This window comes from Lysinibacillus sp. UBA6686 (assembly GCF_002455205.1).
Lineage (GTDB): Bacteria > Bacillota > Bacilli > Bacillales_A > Planococcaceae > Lysinibacillus > Lysinibacillus pakistanensis.
Genome location: NZ_DKJS01000052.1, coordinates 1 through 18,243, shown reverse-complemented (window position 1 = coordinate 18,243; position 18,243 = coordinate 1). Strand labels below are relative to the sequence as shown.

The following is an 18,243-nucleotide window of genomic DNA, read 5'->3' as shown; positions in this document are numbered from 1 at the left end:
AGACTACATAAAAAAATAGAGAAATCCGAATTTGAATTCATTCAAATTCGAATTTCTCATCAATTGAAGCTATTTATGTCCCAGCCTCATCCTATTATTTCAATTTATTGGAATTTTTTATTCTACAATTATATTTCAACTTCTGTTTCAGACAAATTCAATGCTTTTCCGCCTACCTTTACCTCAATAATTTCTTTCCCTTGAGTGGTTAACGCTATAACTATTTCCGAAGGTTTTTTCATACAGTAACCTTGTTCAACAGATATATTAATAACATGTTCAGGTTTGATTTTACCATATTTATATAGATAACATGAAAGAGCACCATTGGATGTACCAGTTGCTGATTCTTCTGGAATTCCATATAAAGGTGCCAAATTTCTACAGTGAGCATTTGAATCCTTTAGTGATTCAAGGGTAAAAATATGATAACCAATGGTATTATATTTACTGCTGATATTTGTTACTTTTGCAAAATCTGGCTTTATAGAATTTAATATATCTAAGTTTCTAATCGGTACAAGAATATCCCTAAGGCCAGTAGATACAATTTGCACTGGTAGATCCTCCAACATTTCATCTATAGTAATATTTAAGGAATCTGCAATTTCCTCCTTGTCTATTATTTCAAAATAGCTTGGAGCATTTTGATCCATCATAATTGATAGGTCTTCCATTACTTCTACATTTAAAATTCCAGCCTTTGTTTCTTGAGAATATTTTCCTGGTTTAATATATCCTTGGCTTGAAAGTGTATAGAACGCTGCTATCGTTGCATGGCCACAAAGATCAACCTCTTCATTAGGTGTAAAGAATCTAACCTTGAAGTCAGCAAGGTCTGACTTCATGACAAAAGCAGTCTCACTAAAACCGATGATACCTGCTATTTTTTTCATGTCCTCATCTGATAGATAATCAGCGCTAAGTACCACTCCGGCAGGGTTCCCTCCCTCAATGGATTTTGCAAATGAATTTAATATATAAACTTTTAACTTCATAATATGATCCCTCCAAATTGTATATCGATTTTATATTTGCACGATTGTCCCAACATTCATCTCTTCTGCTTTTGATACAATATATTTTGAAACTGCAAGATCCTGCAATGCTATGCCAGTACTATCAAAAATCGTAATTTCTTCATCACTTGTACGTCCTTTCGCATTTCCAAGTATGAATTGTCCGATTTCAGTCAAATTGTTTTTGCCTAATATACCAGCCCTTATAGCACTTTGTGTTTCTCCGACTGTCGATGCTTGTGTAATATCATCTACATATACAGAAGCTACCTCAAAGATCTTTTCATCTATTTCCTGTTTTCCAGTCATGTCTGCCCCTACACAGCTGAAATGTATGCCTGGCTTAATCCACTCCTTAAAAATCAGTGGTTTTCGCGAAGGCGTTATTGTAATTACTGCATCGGTTTCTTCCAAAGCTTTCACTGGATTTTCTACAGCTACAAACTGAACTGACTCAATTCTTTGTTTCCAGCTCTTATTATAAGTATCTTTGATATCATTTTTGATTTTTTCTAGTTCCGTCTTTATTGAATACTGTAATTTTGATGCATTTTCATATTTTATGGGGTCATATATATATACCTTGGTTATTGTCTGAATTTGAGATAGAGTGGCTGCTATTTGAAAAATCGCCTGAACTCCTGTACCAACAATCATTAGTGTTTTTGAATCTTGTTTTGACAGGTGTTTCACGCCTATTGAACCTGCTGCTCCAGTACGCATTCCTGTCAAATAACTTGCGTTGATCATTGCCTTAGGAAATCCATTCTTCAAATCAAATAACATATTCAGCCCTGTTATAGCTGGAAGTCCTTGATTTTTATTATCACCAAACCATGAAACGAGTTTTAATCCAAACACATCTTCTTCATTAAGCATCCCTGATTTAATATCCATGTCTGCCCTACCCTCAAAAATCACCTCAGATACCATGGAGAATAGTCTCGCCTGATTGTTGGCTTTAAGCGCATAGGCTTTTTCTACACATGCTACTGTATTCTTGATATCAAGAATGTTCTTAACATCAGTATTACTTAGAATTTTTATTGGTACCATAGTTATCATTCTCCTTTTAAATTTTAATATCTGTTTTGTAATTGTATTTGAACAACAACAAAAAGTCTCCAACCATTCTTGGTTGTTATTTAACCAACCAAATGATAGAGTAAAAGTACTATGATTTTGGAGGAATTTTATGTTGGATATCAACTGGAGACCTGATAGAAATAGTCCTGATCGATTGAATATACAGATTGTTAACTTCATAAAAGATAAAATAGCAACTGGAGAATGGCCGGTTGGTTTCAAATTGCCAAGTCAGCGGACACTTTCTGAAATTTTCAGTGTAAACAGAAGTACCGTAGTATCTGCCCTTGAAGAGCTGGCAGCTGAAGGCCTTATTAGCGGTAATGCTGGTGGTGGTACAAAAGTAATAAACAATACATGGACATTAATGTCCATTAATCAATCACATAATTGGCTTCCCTATATATCTTCGGGATTACATCAAACAAATCAAAATATAATGCAGCAGATCAATCAGGCTGAATTCCAACCTGATATCATCCGAATGGGGTCGTGCGAACCTTCCCCTGAATTAATACCTAACAAAATGATTCAGGGCGTACTAAAAAAATTGTCTAAGTCTACGGGATCGCTGGGTTATGAAGAACCAAAAGGAAATATCCATCTAAGAAGAGAGGTATGCACATACCTAAAAACAATAGGGATAGAAGCTGATCCATCCTCAGTTTTGATTACCTCTGGTGTTTTGCAGGCACTGCAGCTTATTTCCCTTGGCCTTTTGCACACGAACTCAGTAGTATATGTTGAAAAGCCATCCTACCTATACTCTCTTAGAACCTTTCAATCCTTAGGAATGCAGCTTTCGGGAATTAAGCTGGATGAAGAAAGCATAGAAATAAAAGAATTGATTGATCGACATAGGCGGAGAAAAGGAGCAATGCTTTTTACAATACCTACTTTTCAAAATCCTACCGGAAGCGTCATGTCACTTGAAAGAAGAAAAACGCTTGTTGATGCGTGTGATAGGGAACGTTTGCCTATTATCGAGGATGATGTATATAGGGAGCTTTGGTTTGATGAACAACCTCCACAGCCAATAAAGGCATTTGATAACAATGGACTTGTATTATACACTGGTGGGATATCGAAGAATTTAAGTCCTGGTCTTAGGATTGGATGGATTGTTGGATCAGAAAAAGTCATTGAAAGATTGGCAGATATAAAAATGCAAACGGATTATGGAACCAGCTCACTCTCCCAGAGTGTAACCACAGAACTATTCTCTAGTGGTCTTTATTATCAGCATAACGATATAATGAGGAAAAATGTTAAGCTCCGAAGAGATGTTGCTCTTGAAGCATTAAAGAAATATTTTACCGGCATCGGTACATGGAACATCCCTAGGGGCGGATATTTCATCTGGCTTAAGTTAAATGAAGGTATATCCATGTACCAGCTTTTTACTAAAGCCTTAAGTCGAAAAATACTTGTTCACCCTGGAGATTTGTATGAGTTTCACTCTGATCAATATTTAAGAATTTCTTATTCTTATGCATCCTTAAATGAAATTGACTACGGAATTAAAACTCTTTCAGAATTGGTAGCAGAACAAATTTTTTAAGTTTTATTTATATAGAGATTTAAATATTGTAGATAATTATTAAAATGAATATTGAATTACCACTGTATGAGATTCGAAAGCATCATCAGCTCCTCTAGTTCCTGAAGTTTTGAATCATTAATTTCTTTGATGTTGCTACCAACTAATTTGACTAAACTATCCACAAAATCATTTCATGATAATAAAAAAGTTGATAAGGAGAAATACTCCATATCAACTTTTTATCTTTTGTTAAGATATAGTATCAACCAGCTTATTTGTTCACTCTTATGAATATTGGACAAATCTACATTAAACGATAATTAGTATTATTTAAACGAATAATCCCCTTTTGAACGTTAAATTATAGGAAGCTTTCGATAATAAGAAAGTTGTGACCAAGGTATTTATATTATGTAAACTAAAATTATTTGGGCGTGGAGGAGGGCTTGGATACTTCTTTAAGATCAGAACCTGTATTTCTAAATAAAAATCGTAAAGCCTTAGATCCGCTGGGTTTTACATGTCATCTTTAAAGATGTGTTGAAACAGGCCTCCCACCTACCCGTTTCACGCTACATCATTTATGGCATACTTTTCTTTTAAGCTGTTTTCTCTGAATGATTTTATCTCGGATAAATGTTATTATGAAAGGTTTTCAAGAAGTAGTAAATAAAGAAGCATTACTGGCTAAATTAGAGGTATTTTACCAGTTACACACTCCGCTTACAATTAAAATAGGCTTGTATCCCTAAATTAAATTAAGTAAAAAAACAACCGATAATCACTTATATAAAGGTTCACCGGCTTCATAAAAAGATAGATTGAACTGAATAAAACAATTCTACAAGAATTAAGAATGAATGAGAACGGCATTGTGTTTTAATCAATATTAATTCCTGCACTCGCATTACCAAGAATAATATCAACTGCAGTTTCCCCTGGTACCGATGAAATATAAAATACCATTAATAAACGATCACCTGCAGTTACTGGTACTGGTGGGATAGTAGAAATTAAATACACTACACAGATATTAATGAGGTACTTGATCTCATTTCCTCTTATCGTAAAAAAGGAGCATGATTTTAACCATGCTCCTCTCTAATTTATAAGTGTTCTCACTTCACTAGTCCTAGTAAAAAATTCACCCTTATATACACTGTCTCGTGTAGTTATAATTTTACCGTAATATTCAAAATTTGTGGCTAAATCCTCTTTAGAAATCCCTTTACTTGTATATTTTTTACATCCTGCGTTCCAACGCATACATTTAGTCATTTACTTTTTCCCTACAAAAGAAAAAACACCCAGAGTAAGCGAGCAGACTATTCCAATTTGGAAAAATGGATAGTTTGAACACTTACATAGAGTGTTTTAAGTACCTCTATATAGTTGGTTGAGGTTATGAAAGATATTAAATGACGTTTTTTATGTTTAGACAGCTTTTCATGCTTATGCTTGTAACGCCTCAATTGCTTGAGCTACTTGCTCTTCTGTTAAATTGTGACGCACGATGTAGCGGTTGCGCGCATGCTTTGTACATTCGATGGTACAGCCACCTAAATGCTTTGCTTCATTTTCTTCAGATGCGATGATTTGCTTGTTACATTCAGGGTTTGCACAGTTAATGTAACGTTCACAAGGTTCACCGTCATAGTGATCTCGACCGATAATCACATGCTCTACTTGATTGATTGGCACTGTTAAACGCTCATCAAATACGTACATTTGACCGTCCCATAATTGGCCTTTCGTAACAGGGTCTTTTCCATATGTTGCAATACCGCCATGTAATTGACCGACATCGCCAAAGCCTTCACGTTTCATCCAGCCTGAAAACTTCTCACAACGAATCCCACCCGTGCAATATGTTAAAACATTTTTCCCTTCGAATAGCTCGCGGTTTGCACGTACCCATTCTGGTGTATCACGGAAGTTTTTTACATCTGGTCGAATCGCGCCACGAAAATGGCCGACATCGTATTCATACGTGTTACGAACATCTAATACTACTGTATTTTCATCTTGCATTTCAGCAAGGAATTGTTCTGGTGACAGGTAGCGACCTGTTAATTCATGTGGGTTTACGTCTTCTTCTAAGCCTAAGTTTACTAACTCAGGACGTGGACGTACGTGCATTTTTTTGAATGTATGCCCATCTGCCGCATCAATTTTGAAGACAATGCCTTCAAATAATGAGTCTGCTTGCATGTTTGCCATGTATTGCTCTGTTTGCTCAATCGTACCTGAAACAGTACCGTTAATGCCCTCATTGGCTACTAAAATACGACCTTTTAAACCGATTTCTTTACACATGGCTAAGTGTGTTGCCGAAAACGCAGCTGGATCTTCAATCTTCGTGTAATGGTAATATAATAAAACTTGATAATTCATTGTTTCCACCTATCATTTCATATATTTGCAGGATATACCTGATAGTGTCTTTTACGACCTATTAACCATACAGGATATTCATTTAATATGCTATCGGTAATTAGACTGAAATAGGTATGAAAATTGTTTTCAAAGAATTTGTGAAGTAGTCAGCGAATCTTTTTAAAAAGTGTTATTCCATAATCTGGCCCGATTGTTGTATAAGGCTTCCTCATATATATGATGCTAAGCATAAAAGACTTCCTAAATACGATTTTAGTAACGGAGTCAGATTATAATAGAATATGAACGAAAATTGCTAAATGACGCTTTGGAAAGGTATTTTTGATGCGCCCAAACAGAATCAGAAGGACATCAATGCAAGCATTTAAGAGTGAATTGATGTCCTTTCTTAAAAGCTAATAGATTCCTCTACTAAAGGATGGTTGCCAAATTCCTTGTGCATTTTTCTCCATACCTAGCCCTTTTTGTGTTCCTTCAATTGAAATAAATTTTACAACCCCGATTGTATCTGTTTGCTGCTCAAACTCTGCATTTTCTATCCCAGCAAAGAGGTTTGCAATAATAAGGCGATTTATCTCCTCTGTAAACAACTCCTGACGTACGATTTTCGTTTTCTCATAATATCTTCGAACACTTTCTGTTTCTTCGTTCATATTTGTTGTAAACAATGCTTCATATGTTTCATAATCTTTTTCAATATCGCTCAATAAAAACATTTTAGTTATCGCTTGTGGTGTCATATTTTTTAACTTTTCAACATTATAATCCGTTTTAAAGGCATCAAAAACTTGCTGCTCCTGTTCAGTCAATTCAAATGTTAGCTCAAAATTTTGGAATCCTATGACCTTACCTACTAATTGCCCTTCATTAATTTTCATAATCGTGTGGCCTTCGTCATTGTCATAAACAACAAATTCTTTTTCTTTCGTCGAAATCGATTTGTCAATGAATGGTTCTGGCTTTGTTCCCAAATTATGAAAAAAGTAAGGATTCTTAAATGGGTCATTGATATCCTCTTTTTTTATTTGCTCATTTAATCCATGAACTTTTAATGCGGTATGATCTACTAAAATTTGCCCTTGATTCATTGTTACATGATCATTACCTAATCCTAATACAGTCGATACTACAAGCCCATCAGTTCCATAAAAGGCAATATAATCTCCATACGTAATCGTGGCTTCCTTATCGATAATCATTGGCAAAAAATGCAGCATCCATTGTTCCCCAAGTAGATAGGCATATTTCGGTTCAATTACGTCTAAAGAGGAAACATCATCGACAATCGGTAGTAGCTCATTTTGCTGACTAGCTGTTTGTAGGTTATTTTTTTGAGAAAATTCAACGAAAAGCATTAACCCAATAATGAAACAAGCTGCAATAGATACTGAGACGACCTGCCAGTTACACTTTCTTTTTATTGGTTTAGGCTGCAATAGGCGTTGCTTTATGTCGTTTGTAAATGGGGCATCTTGTCGCAATTCTTCTTTTAGCTTGGCTTTAAATTCCTTCATTAAATATTGCCTCCAGTTCCTGATTTGTTTTCAACAATTCTCTAGCTCGACGAATCCTTGTACGAACGGTGTTTTGTGATACATCTAATAAACTTGCAATTTCAGAAACATCAAATTCTTCATAATAAAACAGTATAATGACTTCCCTATAATGAAGTGGTAATGCGAAGACAATTTGCTTTAAAGTTGCAAAATCTTCAGTTGCTATATATGTTTGCTCTACGGAGGGTTCAGTTCTGCCTAGTGGTAAAAGTTTTGAAATAAATGATTTTCTCTTTTGTTTACGTAGTTCATCGTGACAGCAATTAATAGCGATACGGGTTAAATATGTTTTCAATGAAGCATCTTTTCTAAAATCTTCTTTATGTAATAAATACTTCATTAGTACGTCCTGTGTAATCTCCTCCGCAAGCTGAAAATCCTTCATATATAAATAGCTAAGATGATATAAATATTCACCATATTGTTCTACGATTTGTTCCAACGACAACTCACCTCGTTTCAATCCTACTACTTAGACGCTCGTTTCCTAAAAAATTGTTCAATCTCCTGAAAATATTTTTAGAATATCCTTTTTATAGTTACATTTTAAGTGCTTACTTAAAAAAGATTGCTGTTTTAGCAGTATTTGATGCTACTTATAGTCATTTAGATGATGAAACAGTTGCCTATGTATTATTCCAACTTCAGAATGTTAACTTAGGGAATAATTGGTTATAGCAGGGATTACTTAATTAAGTGTTACAGTGGAAACTTAATTTAAAATAAACCTAAATAACGTTCAATTAAAAGTTTGGAAATACAACAAAAAGGCATGAAGGTTGTTAATCAACGTTCGTGCCTTTTTGCGAGGACTATTATTTATATTGCACAAACAGTTGATGTAACAGCATTTATACTTGCTGGGTTGTTCTTTTAATTTGCATAAAAACATGTATAGTATATTTCTTATCGTAATGTTCCTCAATTAAATGGCCCTTTCCATAAATAAAGACGCTTTCCTTAAAAGTATGGCCCCTATTGATAAAGGTGGAGTAGTAGATCGGTATGGCAATGTACATGGAGTCAATATTTTAATGGTTGCTGATTCACAAATTATTTGAATCATCTCTCGGTTCAATGATATTAATAAATACTTTGAACTTTTAACTAGAAAATCACTATTAAATTAACATCAGCATACTATAACAAGTATATTTGATGCGAATCATACATACATTGATTTTAGTATTTCTCATTAAAGCAGAAAGTCTATAATTATCCTAGTGATGGAATTATAATATAATCGAAAATTTTCTATAAAGATAGGATGATGACAATTATTGAAAAATCGGTTCTTGCTATGGTTATATTACGTGTATTGTCTGGAAGTATTGAAGTAAGTGCTGGATTGTTGATGCTAAAGTTGAATAATTTAGAAAAAGCATTCTTTATTAATACAATGCTTGCATTGGTTGGTCCAACAGTTTTAATCGTAACGACAGCAATTGCATTATTTGGACTAGCAGATAAAATTCCTGTGACGAGAATCATTTGCCTATTTACGGGAATTACTCTTATTATTATTAGCTCACATGTTAAGTAATAATAAAGTACTCCTAAAAAAGAATGTTTTGCAAATGATGTTAATTTTAAATTGACACACTCTAGTTAATAATTATGATAGAACACGTGAGCAAAGGTCCGAATATGAAACAACATGTTGAAACAAAATTAGTAAGTTTTTTATTTTGCACAACCTCCATTTCGGACCTAAGTTCCTTTCCTTCTGTACTGATTTCCTTTTTAGCACGATCACTAAACTAGTCACTAACTATTATTTACTTCTTCACAGCAAAATGGACATTCCGTTCATAATCCTTGTTAAACTCCATTAACATTTATTAGTCATAATTTTCTGTCCTTTCTGAATAATATCTTTTTTTATGTATAAGTAACCACTACCTGCACAAATTTATATTGAGTGTATCGCACGCACTTATTCGGTTGTGGCGTTGGTTGACCGTCACAACCTCTCTCATTCAGGGTCACCTTAACTCAGTGACCCTTTTATAATTTCTATTCTCAGTTTAATACTACACTGCATCAGGTAGTTTTCTACTTGAATAAAGAATGAATCTTTAAAGCAACTTCTTTCGGCTTAACATCAATCGAAACATTTTCGACCTCTACTTATATATTGGTAAATGAGTTCCTCTATTTTTTCAGTGTACTCTTCATCTTGTCCAGTTCAAAAATCCCCTTCAATTTTTTCCGATAAAAAAATATCTGCCATTAAATTTAACTTCTTCGATACAAACCTTGAACCTTTTTACCTTTACATCGGAGTCCCTGCTAGTCTCATTTCAATTGCTTTCATTTTCCCCTCTACTGGATAACTCACTCTTGTCCCCATAGAAAAACACCTCCGCGTTGATTTGATAAGGTACAATACTCGTTATTCAACGAAAGGTGTTTTTATTTGTTTCATTTTTTTAGGTCAGTGCCCAGTATAGTTCTACAAAAAGAATAGCGTTTTTTCCTGTTTAGGGAATTTATCTTCCTTAGCTGCTGGCTTAAGTTAAAATGTGACCGCCTTCTACATGAAGAACGGTTCCAGTCACGAAACTATTTTGTAGCAAATATAGTACGCTTTGTGCAACATCTTCAGCTTTTCCTACTCGTTTCACAGGGAGTTTGTTTTCAACTGTATTATAGAAGTTATTACGTGCTTCTTCTGGCATTTTGCTACGGGAAGGTGTATCAATGATACCCGGTGAAACAATGTTTACTCGGATTGGAGCAAGTTCTAATGCCAAAGTCTGGCCTAGATTCGAAATAGCCGCATTGACTGCCCCTAGAATTGCTGACCCAACTATAGATTTGTAGGCTACAACTCCAGAGAATAAAATGATTGAACCGTTTGGTAAAATATTTGAAGCACCGTATTTCGCTGCATAATATTGTCCCCAGAATTTATTTTCAAATAATTTCCGGGCTTGGGCTGTATCCGTTTGGAGGAATAACCCGCTGGATGTTTCTGCTGCGCTTACCACAAGATGATCGAACTGGCCAATCTTTTCAAAGAAAGATTGGACTTGCTGTTCTTGCGTTGTATCTAGAATATAAGCCGTTGCTCTAACTCCTAGTTGCTCTTTTGCATTCTGTAATTTATCTTCGGAACGGCTGGCAATGATTACTTCTGCCCCTTGAGCTATTAGTTGTTTAGCTGATTCCAAACCAATCCCAGAGCTTCCACCGATAATTACAACTTTTTTATCTTTTAACATGTTTTTCTCTCCTTATAGGTTTACTTAATAGATTAAAAATTCAATACCGCTTGTAGGTGTAATTCAAGATCGGATACAAACTTTTCAACCTTCGGATTTTTGACTACATCATAACAGGAGAAACTCTGTAAAGGTTTCATTCCGAGAAATTTCTGTATACGATGTAAATGAATTAATGCATCTTCTAGGCTGCTCCCTTCAAAAAATTGGTTTGGATCGTTAAATGCTTTTTCAGGAGCATTCCAGGTAATCGAAAACATATATTTCTTTTCAGTCAATAACCCGCCTTTTCCATACTCATTAGCCCCCCTAAAAAATAAATCATAAGCATATACTTCATCCATATACGTCTTCAATAAGCCCGGGACACTGAACCAATAAATAGGTGTTTGGTAAATGACAATATCAGCCCATATAAGTTTTTGTTGTTCTTCTTCGATTTTATAGCCGTTTTGAATAATTGTTGTTTTTACATTGTTCTTTTCACTTAAAAAACTGACCATTTTGTTCATCAATGTTTGATTCAAATTCCCCTCTGCTGAACTATACTTCTGATGACCGTTAATAATAAGTATATTTTTCATCGTTTTCTTGCTCCTTCAATTCTCCGCCTAAACCGACAACCCTACTGCACTTAAGGTAAAAATCAAATCGTTTGCTCTGGGAGAATACTCATGATGACGTACCAATAGCAAAAGCATTAATTAATAAAGCAATGAGTTACACAACAGTAGCTTGTTTCGTTGATTTCTTGTAATGATTTTTATCACCTTCTCAATAAGGGAAGAAATAATAATGTACAACGATATTATAAATATAGTAACTTCATTTATGGAAGTAGTGATATTTAATTCATAAAGTTTCTGAAAGTATACTATTGTGATATGATAAGGTAAATTAGTCAAAAATTTTAGGGAGATGTTTGGATGAGTGTTATTGAGCCGGTAGTATTGACCAAAGGAGCACCAGGTGAGACTTGCCCCATTGCTAAAACGCTCGACGTGATTGGGACTAAATGGACTTTTTTAATTGTTCGTGATTTGCTTATAGAAGGAACAATGCGATTTAGTGACCTATTGAAATCAATGAATGGAATTAGCCCGAAAACACTTTCACTTCGTCTTAAGACACTAGAAGATCATGGGATATTGAATAAAAAGGTTTTCCCGGAGGTTCCCCCTCGTGTGGAATATACGTTAACAGACAAAGGAAAACAATTGGAAGGTATTTTCATTGAATTAAAGAGATTTGGATTAAATTTATAAAAAATTAAGATAAGTCATTCTTTAAATTTTGGTAAGTTAATATGAACCATATCAGAGCTTTTTTATTTCTAACATCTATTTCTCAGGCTATGAACTATACCAACTACGCTATCAAGGCATATTAATAGTAATGTAAAGCTATTTTAGCCTTACACCTCCGAATTGTTACTAGGGGTCACTCCTATCCCAAGTGACCCTTTTTTATCTTAGATTATTTGGTTAAAGCTTTATCGAGATTCAGTAACACGCACCAATGCCTTTCTCGATCGTTCTCAAAGCGCAAAATAAATGCCTTCCGTGTTTTACGGAAGGCTTGAAATTAAAAATTTGCTTATTTTTCTAAACAAATGGTCACAACTCCAATTTATAATTTACAAAGAGATCATTACCTCATAATAAGAATTCTACTACACAAGATATAAATGCTTAAAATAGAACTTTTTATAAACTATGAATTAATATGATTTTATCGTACGACTTTAACCTTTCCTTCCTAATATACGTGATTCCCATGTTTACAAAATAAATATGGGCATTCGTGAAAGCCTCAAAAGGACCCGCGTCATGTGTGATGATCTTTTTTATATTTTTTTAAAAGAAGGCTTCCACTCTGACAAATCTTGATAAACAAATGTTATATTGTCACATATTTTATTGGCTAATTCATACATATGTTCTATATTATTAGCCGTAAATAATATATATCCTTTGCGCCCTGTACTGTCTACAATAGTTGGTATGGTGTCGCCCTCTTTTACTAATAGATCAACGAATACGATCTCGGATATGTTAGCTAACCCTTCATACTTGATTTCTTTTAGGCAACCTGGTTTTGGAATCAAGCTTAAAGACATAGCTTGACATTTTGAAGGGACACATCTAAATTCATCTAGAGTCCTAGTGGCTAATGCATCATAATAGTATCCGAATTGAGATATGCCGGTTGTAAGTTCTACCATTTTCCAAATGTTACCTCCACCTATCCTAACTTGAGACTCTATGATAATTGGCTTATTTTGTTTGTCTAGCTTTACTTCTGTATGAGTAATGCCATCTTCCAGTTGCATGTCGTCCAAAAATAGCATTACTTTGTCAATGATTAATTTTTTTTGAGATTCTTCTAGAGGTGCTGGCATAATAGTATAGTTGATTAAAAACGTATCTTCTTTAAATATTTCAGCTGATATAGCTAGTATAGAATGTTTTTTGTTATAAGAAACGGCTTCGACCGTATAAACTACGTCTCCTTCAACGTACTCTTCCACTAAAATAGGTAAGTGAATACCATTATCTTTCATAAATCCCTCTATGTCATCTCCTATGTCTAGCTTAGATACACCTTTACCACCTGCGCCAATCGCAGGTTTTATGATCATACTATTTTTTTTATGCAAAAATTCACTAATATCTTTTATGTTTTTGCAAACCAGCGAATCTATCGAATAGTCTTTGCCTGCTAGAAGTTCACGCATTATGTCTTTATTGCGGGTTATCATATTTGCGTTGTAAGAAAATCCTTTAACATTAAGAATCTTTGCAATGATGCTAGCCGTATCCAAGGCTGCTTCGTTGAAAGATACAACCACATCAAATGGTTTCTCTTTGAACAATTCTTCAGCATAGTACACACTCACGGGAATGTTTGTTGTGTCTATTTCTTTTTTATAGAAACACTTTTCTAAGATAGTTCCATCGAAATATATGTGTTTACTGTAAGACCCAATATACGAAACAGTATATCCCCTGTCTAAAGCATCTTGTATGGGTTTAGTCCAACCTCCAATAAATAAAACATGTGATATAGTTTCTTTTGAAATCTTATCCATCATCATCTCCTCTAAATTGAACCTGAATATTCAAGGTTGGTCCCTTTTGATATGCCTCGTCTTACCAACACTATTAAACATAATGATGTTCCGAAGCCTCCTATAAATAGAGTTGTTTGAAGCCCAACTATAGAAACTAAAAATGCACTTGCAAAACTTCCTAATGCCCAAGCTCCCCAATTGAGCGTACGCTGTACAGCATTTACTCTGCCCAGCATGTGACTTGGTGAAGCAAGTTGTCGTAAGGTTGCTGCGTAAGGGCCAAATACACCTTCTCCCATACCATGTAGGATACTTGCAGCTACTATTCCGTAAACGGTTCCTAAATATCCCATTACTGGTATTAAGGACAGTCCGATAACTGATACAGTAGCGCTATAAATAAGCATGTTTGTATTATTAATTTGTTGACTTTTTTTTACGAGGATCGTATTACCTATTAAAAATCCCACGCCTGCCGAACCTATAACAAAGCCTATTTCAAGCTCAGATAGACCCATTACCTTATAAAGGAATATTACTAAAATGCTATTTAGTATGTACTTGAAAAAACCGTAAACAGCGCCACAGCTTATAATTGGTTCTAATACAGGGTGGCTTTTAAAATATATCAAACCTTCATATATGTTTTTATGTATCGATTTTATATTTACGTTTTTTAAAGAGCCTTCTGTATGCGGTTTAAACTTTGAAATAAATAATACACACAAAAAACAAACAAAATACGTTATTGCGTCAACAGTGAATAAGCCTGTTAATCCAACTAGAGTAATAACGATCCCTGCTAGCATAGGACCAATTACAATAGAAAGAGACTCTGAAAGGGCTAGTTGAGCATTTCCCTTTTTCAAGTTGTCTTTACCTGGTAATATTTCCGGTAAGAAAGAAGGAATTGCTATGTTGTAAAACGTGGTAAATATTCCGTTTAACAACATGAGAATCACCAGTAAAGGGAACGTTATTATATTTGTTACAGTCAGTATGAATACTGATAAAAATAAAACACCTTGACATATACTACAAATTAGCAAAACCTTTTTTCTATGAAGGATGTCTATCAAAGCACCGGCTACTAATCCGAAAATTAGGTAAGGAATAAATATAATTCCACGAAGCATGGCAGCATTCGCCTCACTTGTTTCTAGTACCTCTAATGCAAAAAGAGGCAAAGCTACTACTGTAAACTGGGTACCTAACAAACTGATAGACTGTCCTAGCCAGAGCTTGTAAAAATTAAAATATTTGTTATTTTTCATGTGACACCTCTATGATTTACAGAATATCTGATTATTGTACGCTGATAATTGCTTGCCACTTTTCATCTGTAAACATTTCTCCATCATTCAAATTTCTATACTCATGGCTCTCTTTATGTCCGTTATTGATACTATCCACTATTTATCTCACCTCTCCTTTCAATATACTCTCTGGATTTAAATAACAAGATATTGAATTTCAATTTTACTTAGAATCGTGAAAAATAATTCCAAGACCGTATCGTGCTCCAGAAGTAACCGTGCTTACTCCGTGCCGAACTGTATTTTTGTAATAACCTTTTTTACCTAGAACAGGTCTATAGTTAGTAGGAAAGATTAGTGCACTACCTTGGTCTAAAGTAATGACATGTCCCCTACTCTGAGCACGAGGAATTTGTTCCACTAATAGAGATTCTCCACCGCAGAAGTCTTTATCTCGTTGATTTAAAACAAATACTACTTGAAACGGGAAAAATAGGTCGCCATATAGATCTTGATGTAAACAATTAAACCCTCCTGTTTCATACTTTAATAGTAAGGGTGTCGGTCTAGTTTGTTCATATTTTTCACAGGTGTTCAAAAAATCTTGAAGATGATCTGGAAACTGTTCTGTTTTCTTTAAATAACCCAACCATCGATTGGCTGTTTTGACCAATTCTACATAAAAGGACTCTCTTAAACTTTGGATAATTTCAGGTAATGGATAGGAAAAATATTTGTACTCCCCATTCCCGAAGCGGTATCTCATCATATTGATAGTTGTTCGGTATGACTCTTCCTCACAATACAATTCTATGAAGTATTCACATTCCTCCTTTGTTAAAATCACTGGAAGATTTGCAAATCCTTGCTCATCTAAATCACTTTGAATTGAATCCCAATTTAAGTTTGCGATACGTGTTTTAATATCTTGGATCACTTTTATTCACTCCTATTTATTATTCTTGATAAATAACACTATAACCCCATCATTCTAAAAAAATAAGGTGTTAAGAATGTAATAGCAAGATAACAAAATAACAAAAGATTATGATGTAATAAAGTAAAATTACTCTTAATAAGATGAGGAGAATGAAAAATGACATGGTTTGAAGTCAATGATGTGATAGTTATTACATTACCCGAAGATTTTGATATAGTTGCAAACCTAGGCTATCTAACAAGGAAAAAAATGAATGCATGTATGTTATAGAGAATGATGTCATAACAAAAGTTATAGCTATTGGGGAAATTCGGTCATTAGTACAGATAAATGTAATGAATAATAAACAAATGAATGTTCAATTTTTAAATGATTCTAGACCTATTGAAAAGTGGAAACGAGAAGAGATTGTGAACTATATTCATAAGTGGTTTGATCTAAATAACGATTTAACGACATTTTTTGAAATGGCAAAAACAGACCCCTTACTGAATATGCCTGCTCAAAAATTCTATGGATTGCGAGTTAGGCATTCCCGATTTATTTGAAGCTTTATGCTGGGGAGTTTTAGGGCAACAAATTAACTTAACCTTCGCGTACTCCTTAAAGAGGCAATTCGTAGAAAAATATGGGGATTCAGTCGAATGGAGTTATAAAAAGTATTGAGTTTTCCCTTCGTACGAACAAATGATCAGTGGCATTGCTAAATTAATGGCAAATGGAGAATTATCGAGGGAACAATTAATGAATATGAACTTTAAGGATGCTGAAAAATACTTACTAAAAATACGAGGAATTGGTCCTTGGACAGCCAATTATGTTCTAATGCGCTGCCCTAGGTTTCAGACAGCATTTCCAATCGATGATATGGGTCTAATTAATTCAATAAAAATATTACGAATTATGGACCGTAAACCTACAAAAGATGAAATATTAGAATTATCGTGTCCGTGGAAAAACTGGGAATCATACGCTACCTTTTATTTATGGCGCAATAAAAGGAATCCGTTCTGATAAAAGATAATTCAAAACGGATACTTTTAAACCTTTTATGAGCCTGATTGTATAATAAAAAACATTATTTTTTTACAATCGGTATATAAATATCAAAATGCGGATCGTTCGGATCTTGATCAACTGGATGATGTTCATGTTTAATCGGCATATAAGGATCATAGTATTCTACACCAGCTTCTCTAAATACGGTATAGTCGCTCTCAAATAACCATTGATGTAAGTCCGTATAGGATTTTTGAATATCTTTTCCTTTTTGATGAGTCGTCTTCACATACGTCCATTCAGGAACCGATATTTCGATCATTCCCTCAGGAATTTCCTGCTCCTCACTCACTTCATACACTGCGTAATATGCGAATCCATTGTCCATTACAAGATAGGACAAACCTAATTGGATAGTAGGATTCACTCTATTCTCTAACTCATCGGCACGGTCTTGAGCTTGTTGAATGACATTTTTTAAATGAGGTACGATTTCAGAGAACGTTCCCTCCCATTTTAATCCTACTGCCCGATAGGCTGGTAATGTTATAATTTGAAAACTCAAGTTATCTACCTCCCTTTCCCCTAAGTAATAACAATTATTTCAAATATAGCGAAATTTCACAATATAAGAGGAAGTAGAATGGAAGAATTCAAAGTAGAAAAAGCAATACAAGATATTTATCCAGACGATTAGCTTGGTGGGTGTGGTCGACTGAATAAGGATGGACATCACCTTCGAACTGGTTGGCATAAGACGGTTACCATCTTTACACCTGATTCCAAATATATGGGTATCTCTAGATTTTTATATGGTGGTTTACTCGCATCTTTAATCGATTGCCATGGATCTGCTGCGCTTGCGTTGCATCATAAAAATGGACATGAAATTGGTGATGGAGCAGAGCCGCCTCGATTTGTAACGGCTAACATGAATGTAGATTTCCTAAAACCGCCCCTCAGTTTAAGTACAATTCACCACTCGAGTATCAATAAGATGATGTCTAACAAACATTATCATCAATTATCGAACATATTTATAAAGCTATAATAGTAAAAACAGCGCACTTACTATCTAAGAACGCTGTTTTTACTATTATTTAAAGCATTTCTGAAGTTGTTTTTGCTTGCATATGAAGCTGTAGGT

The 18,243-nt window shown here is 34.5% G+C and carries 15 protein-coding genes and 3 pseudogenes; 5 read left to right on the top strand and 13 right to left on the bottom strand.

The window, feature by feature from the left end:
- Positions 1 to 128: 128 nt before the first annotated feature.
- Together B2R82_RS13705 and B2R82_RS13700 are read right to left on the bottom strand one after the other, a co-directional pair.
- Positions 129 to 998 (bottom strand): PhzF family phenazine biosynthesis protein, encoded by an 870-nt coding sequence (locus B2R82_RS13705; RefSeq protein ID WP_286925395.1) that lies wholly within the window; start codon positions 996 to 998, stop codon positions 129 to 131.
- A gap of 30 nt (positions 999 to 1,028) precedes the next feature.
- Complete coding sequence (locus B2R82_RS13700; protein WP_286925394.1) at positions 1,029 to 2,075, bottom strand: ornithine cyclodeaminase family protein; 1,047 nt, start codon at positions 2,073 to 2,075, stop codon at positions 1,029 to 1,031.
- A 139-nt stretch (positions 2,076 to 2,214) separates the two neighbouring features.
- Between B2R82_RS13700 and B2R82_RS13695 the strand changes: the two genes are divergently transcribed.
- Positions 2,215 to 3,666 carry a PLP-dependent aminotransferase family protein gene (locus B2R82_RS13695; RefSeq protein ID WP_286925393.1) on the top strand — a complete coding sequence of 484 codons (1,452 nt, stop codon included), beginning with the start codon at positions 2,215 to 2,217 and terminating at the stop codon, positions 3,664 to 3,666.
- A gap of 861 nt (positions 3,667 to 4,527) precedes the next feature.
- Here B2R82_RS13695 and B2R82_RS13690 read toward each other — a convergent pair.
- The 4 genes from B2R82_RS13690 to B2R82_RS13675 form a co-directional block, all read right to left on the bottom strand.
- Positions 4,528 to 4,671, bottom strand: a complete 144-nt coding sequence (locus B2R82_RS13690) for a hypothetical protein (RefSeq protein ID WP_286925392.1) — start codon at positions 4,669 to 4,671, stop codon at positions 4,528 to 4,530.
- Positions 4,672 to 5,100: 429 nt separating this feature from the next.
- Positions 5,101 to 6,042 (bottom strand): rhodanese-related sulfurtransferase, encoded by a 942-nt coding sequence (locus B2R82_RS13685; protein ID WP_286925391.1) that lies wholly within the window; start codon positions 6,040 to 6,042, stop codon positions 5,101 to 5,103.
- 398 nt (positions 6,043 to 6,440) lie between these two features.
- Positions 6,441 to 7,559: a hypothetical protein gene (locus B2R82_RS13680; protein ID WP_286925390.1), complete on the bottom strand. Its 1,119-nt coding sequence runs from the start codon at positions 7,557 to 7,559 to the stop codon at positions 6,441 to 6,443.
- A complete protein-coding gene (locus tag B2R82_RS13675; RefSeq protein WP_286925389.1) occupies positions 7,546 to 8,043 on the bottom strand; it encodes an RNA polymerase sigma factor in 498 nt (165 codons plus the stop codon). The genes B2R82_RS13680 and B2R82_RS13675 overlap by 14 nt, the downstream gene beginning before the upstream one ends.
- A gap of 825 nt (positions 8,044 to 8,868) precedes the next feature.
- Here B2R82_RS13675 and B2R82_RS13670 point away from each other — a divergent pair.
- The gene (locus B2R82_RS13670) at positions 8,869 to 9,144 is read left to right on the top strand and encodes a YqhV family protein (RefSeq protein ID WP_286925388.1); all 276 of its coding nucleotides are present in this window, start codon (positions 8,869 to 8,871) and stop codon (positions 9,142 to 9,144) included.
- 970 nt (positions 9,145 to 10,114) lie between these two features.
- Here B2R82_RS13670 and B2R82_RS13665 read toward each other — a convergent pair.
- Both B2R82_RS13665 and B2R82_RS13660 read right to left on the bottom strand, forming a co-directional pair.
- Positions 10,115 to 10,828 (bottom strand): SDR family oxidoreductase, encoded by a 714-nt coding sequence (locus tag B2R82_RS13665; RefSeq protein WP_286925387.1) that lies wholly within the window; start codon positions 10,826 to 10,828, stop codon positions 10,115 to 10,117.
- Positions 10,829 to 10,860: 32 nt separating this feature from the next.
- Positions 10,861 to 11,412: an NAD(P)H-dependent oxidoreductase gene (locus B2R82_RS13660; RefSeq protein ID WP_286925386.1), complete on the bottom strand. Its 552-nt coding sequence runs from the start codon at positions 11,410 to 11,412 to the stop codon at positions 10,861 to 10,863.
- A 342-nt stretch (positions 11,413 to 11,754) separates the two neighbouring features.
- Between B2R82_RS13660 and B2R82_RS13655 the strand changes: the two genes are divergently transcribed.
- A complete protein-coding gene (locus tag B2R82_RS13655) occupies positions 11,755 to 12,093 on the top strand; it encodes a winged helix-turn-helix transcriptional regulator (RefSeq protein ID WP_286925385.1) in 339 nt (112 codons plus the stop codon).
- 581 nt (positions 12,094 to 12,674) lie between these two features.
- Here the strand turns inward: B2R82_RS13655 and B2R82_RS13650 are convergent.
- The 4 genes and pseudogenes from B2R82_RS13650 to B2R82_RS13635 form a co-directional block, all read right to left on the bottom strand.
- Positions 12,675 to 13,919 (bottom strand): ATP-grasp domain-containing protein, encoded by a 1,245-nt coding sequence (locus B2R82_RS13650; RefSeq protein WP_286925384.1) that lies wholly within the window; start codon positions 13,917 to 13,919, stop codon positions 12,675 to 12,677.
- Between the two features lie 11 nt (positions 13,920 to 13,930).
- Positions 13,931 to 15,175, bottom strand: coding sequence for an MFS transporter (locus B2R82_RS13645; RefSeq protein WP_286925383.1), 1,245 nt, complete (start codon positions 15,173 to 15,175; stop codon positions 13,931 to 13,933).
- A 40-nt stretch (positions 15,176 to 15,215) separates the two neighbouring features.
- Positions 15,216 to 15,317 (bottom strand): annotated as a pseudogene (locus B2R82_RS13640) (AraC family transcriptional regulator); the annotation flags it as partial.
- A 63-nt stretch (positions 15,318 to 15,380) separates the two neighbouring features.
- Entirely contained in the window at positions 15,381 to 16,094 is a 714-nt protein-coding gene (locus tag B2R82_RS13635; protein ID WP_286925382.1) for a 2OG-Fe(II) oxygenase, read from the bottom strand.
- Positions 16,095 to 16,253: 159 nt separating this feature from the next.
- Between B2R82_RS13635 and B2R82_RS13630 the strand changes: the two are divergent.
- Positions 16,254 to 17,111: pseudogene (locus B2R82_RS13630) on the top strand (DNA-3-methyladenine glycosylase family protein).
- Between the two features lie 64 nt (positions 17,112 to 17,175).
- Here B2R82_RS13630 and B2R82_RS13625 read toward each other — a convergent pair.
- Complete coding sequence (locus B2R82_RS13625) at positions 17,176 to 17,661, bottom strand: GyrI-like domain-containing protein (protein WP_286925381.1); 486 nt, start codon at positions 17,659 to 17,661, stop codon at positions 17,176 to 17,178.
- Between the two features lie 78 nt (positions 17,662 to 17,739).
- Between B2R82_RS13625 and B2R82_RS13620 the strand changes: the two are divergent.
- Positions 17,740 to 18,051 (top strand): annotated as a pseudogene (locus B2R82_RS13620) (PaaI family thioesterase); the annotation flags it as partial.
- Positions 18,052 to 18,243 lie beyond the last annotated feature (192 nt).

Excerpts from the sequence above, each read along its gene's own strand:
- B2R82_RS13705 (WP_286925395.1), bottom strand. The coding sequence starts at position 998 with ATGAAGTTAAAAGTTTATATATTAAATTCATTTGCAAAATCCATTGAG.
- B2R82_RS13645 (WP_286925383.1), bottom strand. The coding sequence starts at position 15,175 with ATGAAAAATAACAAATATTTTAATTTTTACAAGCTCTGGCTAGGACAG.
- B2R82_RS13685 (WP_286925391.1), bottom strand. The coding sequence starts at position 6,042 with ATGAATTATCAAGTTTTATTATATTACCATTACACGAAGATTGAAGAT.
- B2R82_RS13670 (WP_286925388.1), top strand. The coding sequence starts at position 8,869 with ATGATGACAATTATTGAAAAATCGGTTCTTGCTATGGTTATATTACGT.
- B2R82_RS13655 (WP_286925385.1), top strand. The coding sequence starts at position 11,755 with ATGAGTGTTATTGAGCCGGTAGTATTGACCAAAGGAGCACCAGGTGAG.
- B2R82_RS13665 (WP_286925387.1), bottom strand. The coding sequence starts at position 10,828 with ATGTTAAAAGATAAAAAAGTTGTAATTATCGGTGGAAGCTCTGGGATT.
- B2R82_RS13680 (WP_286925390.1), bottom strand. The coding sequence starts at position 7,559 with ATGAAGGAATTTAAAGCCAAGCTAAAAGAAGAATTGCGACAAGATGCC.
- B2R82_RS13700 (WP_286925394.1), bottom strand. The coding sequence starts at position 2,075 with ATGGTACCAATAAAAATTCTAAGTAATACTGATGTTAAGAACATTCTT.
- B2R82_RS13650 (WP_286925384.1), bottom strand. The coding sequence starts at position 13,919 with ATGGATAAGATTTCAAAAGAAACTATATCACATGTTTTATTTATTGGA.
- B2R82_RS13695 (WP_286925393.1), top strand. The coding sequence starts at position 2,215 with ATGTTGGATATCAACTGGAGACCTGATAGAAATAGTCCTGATCGATTG.
- B2R82_RS13660 (WP_286925386.1), bottom strand. The coding sequence starts at position 11,412 with ATGAAAAATATACTTATTATTAACGGTCATCAGAAGTATAGTTCAGCA.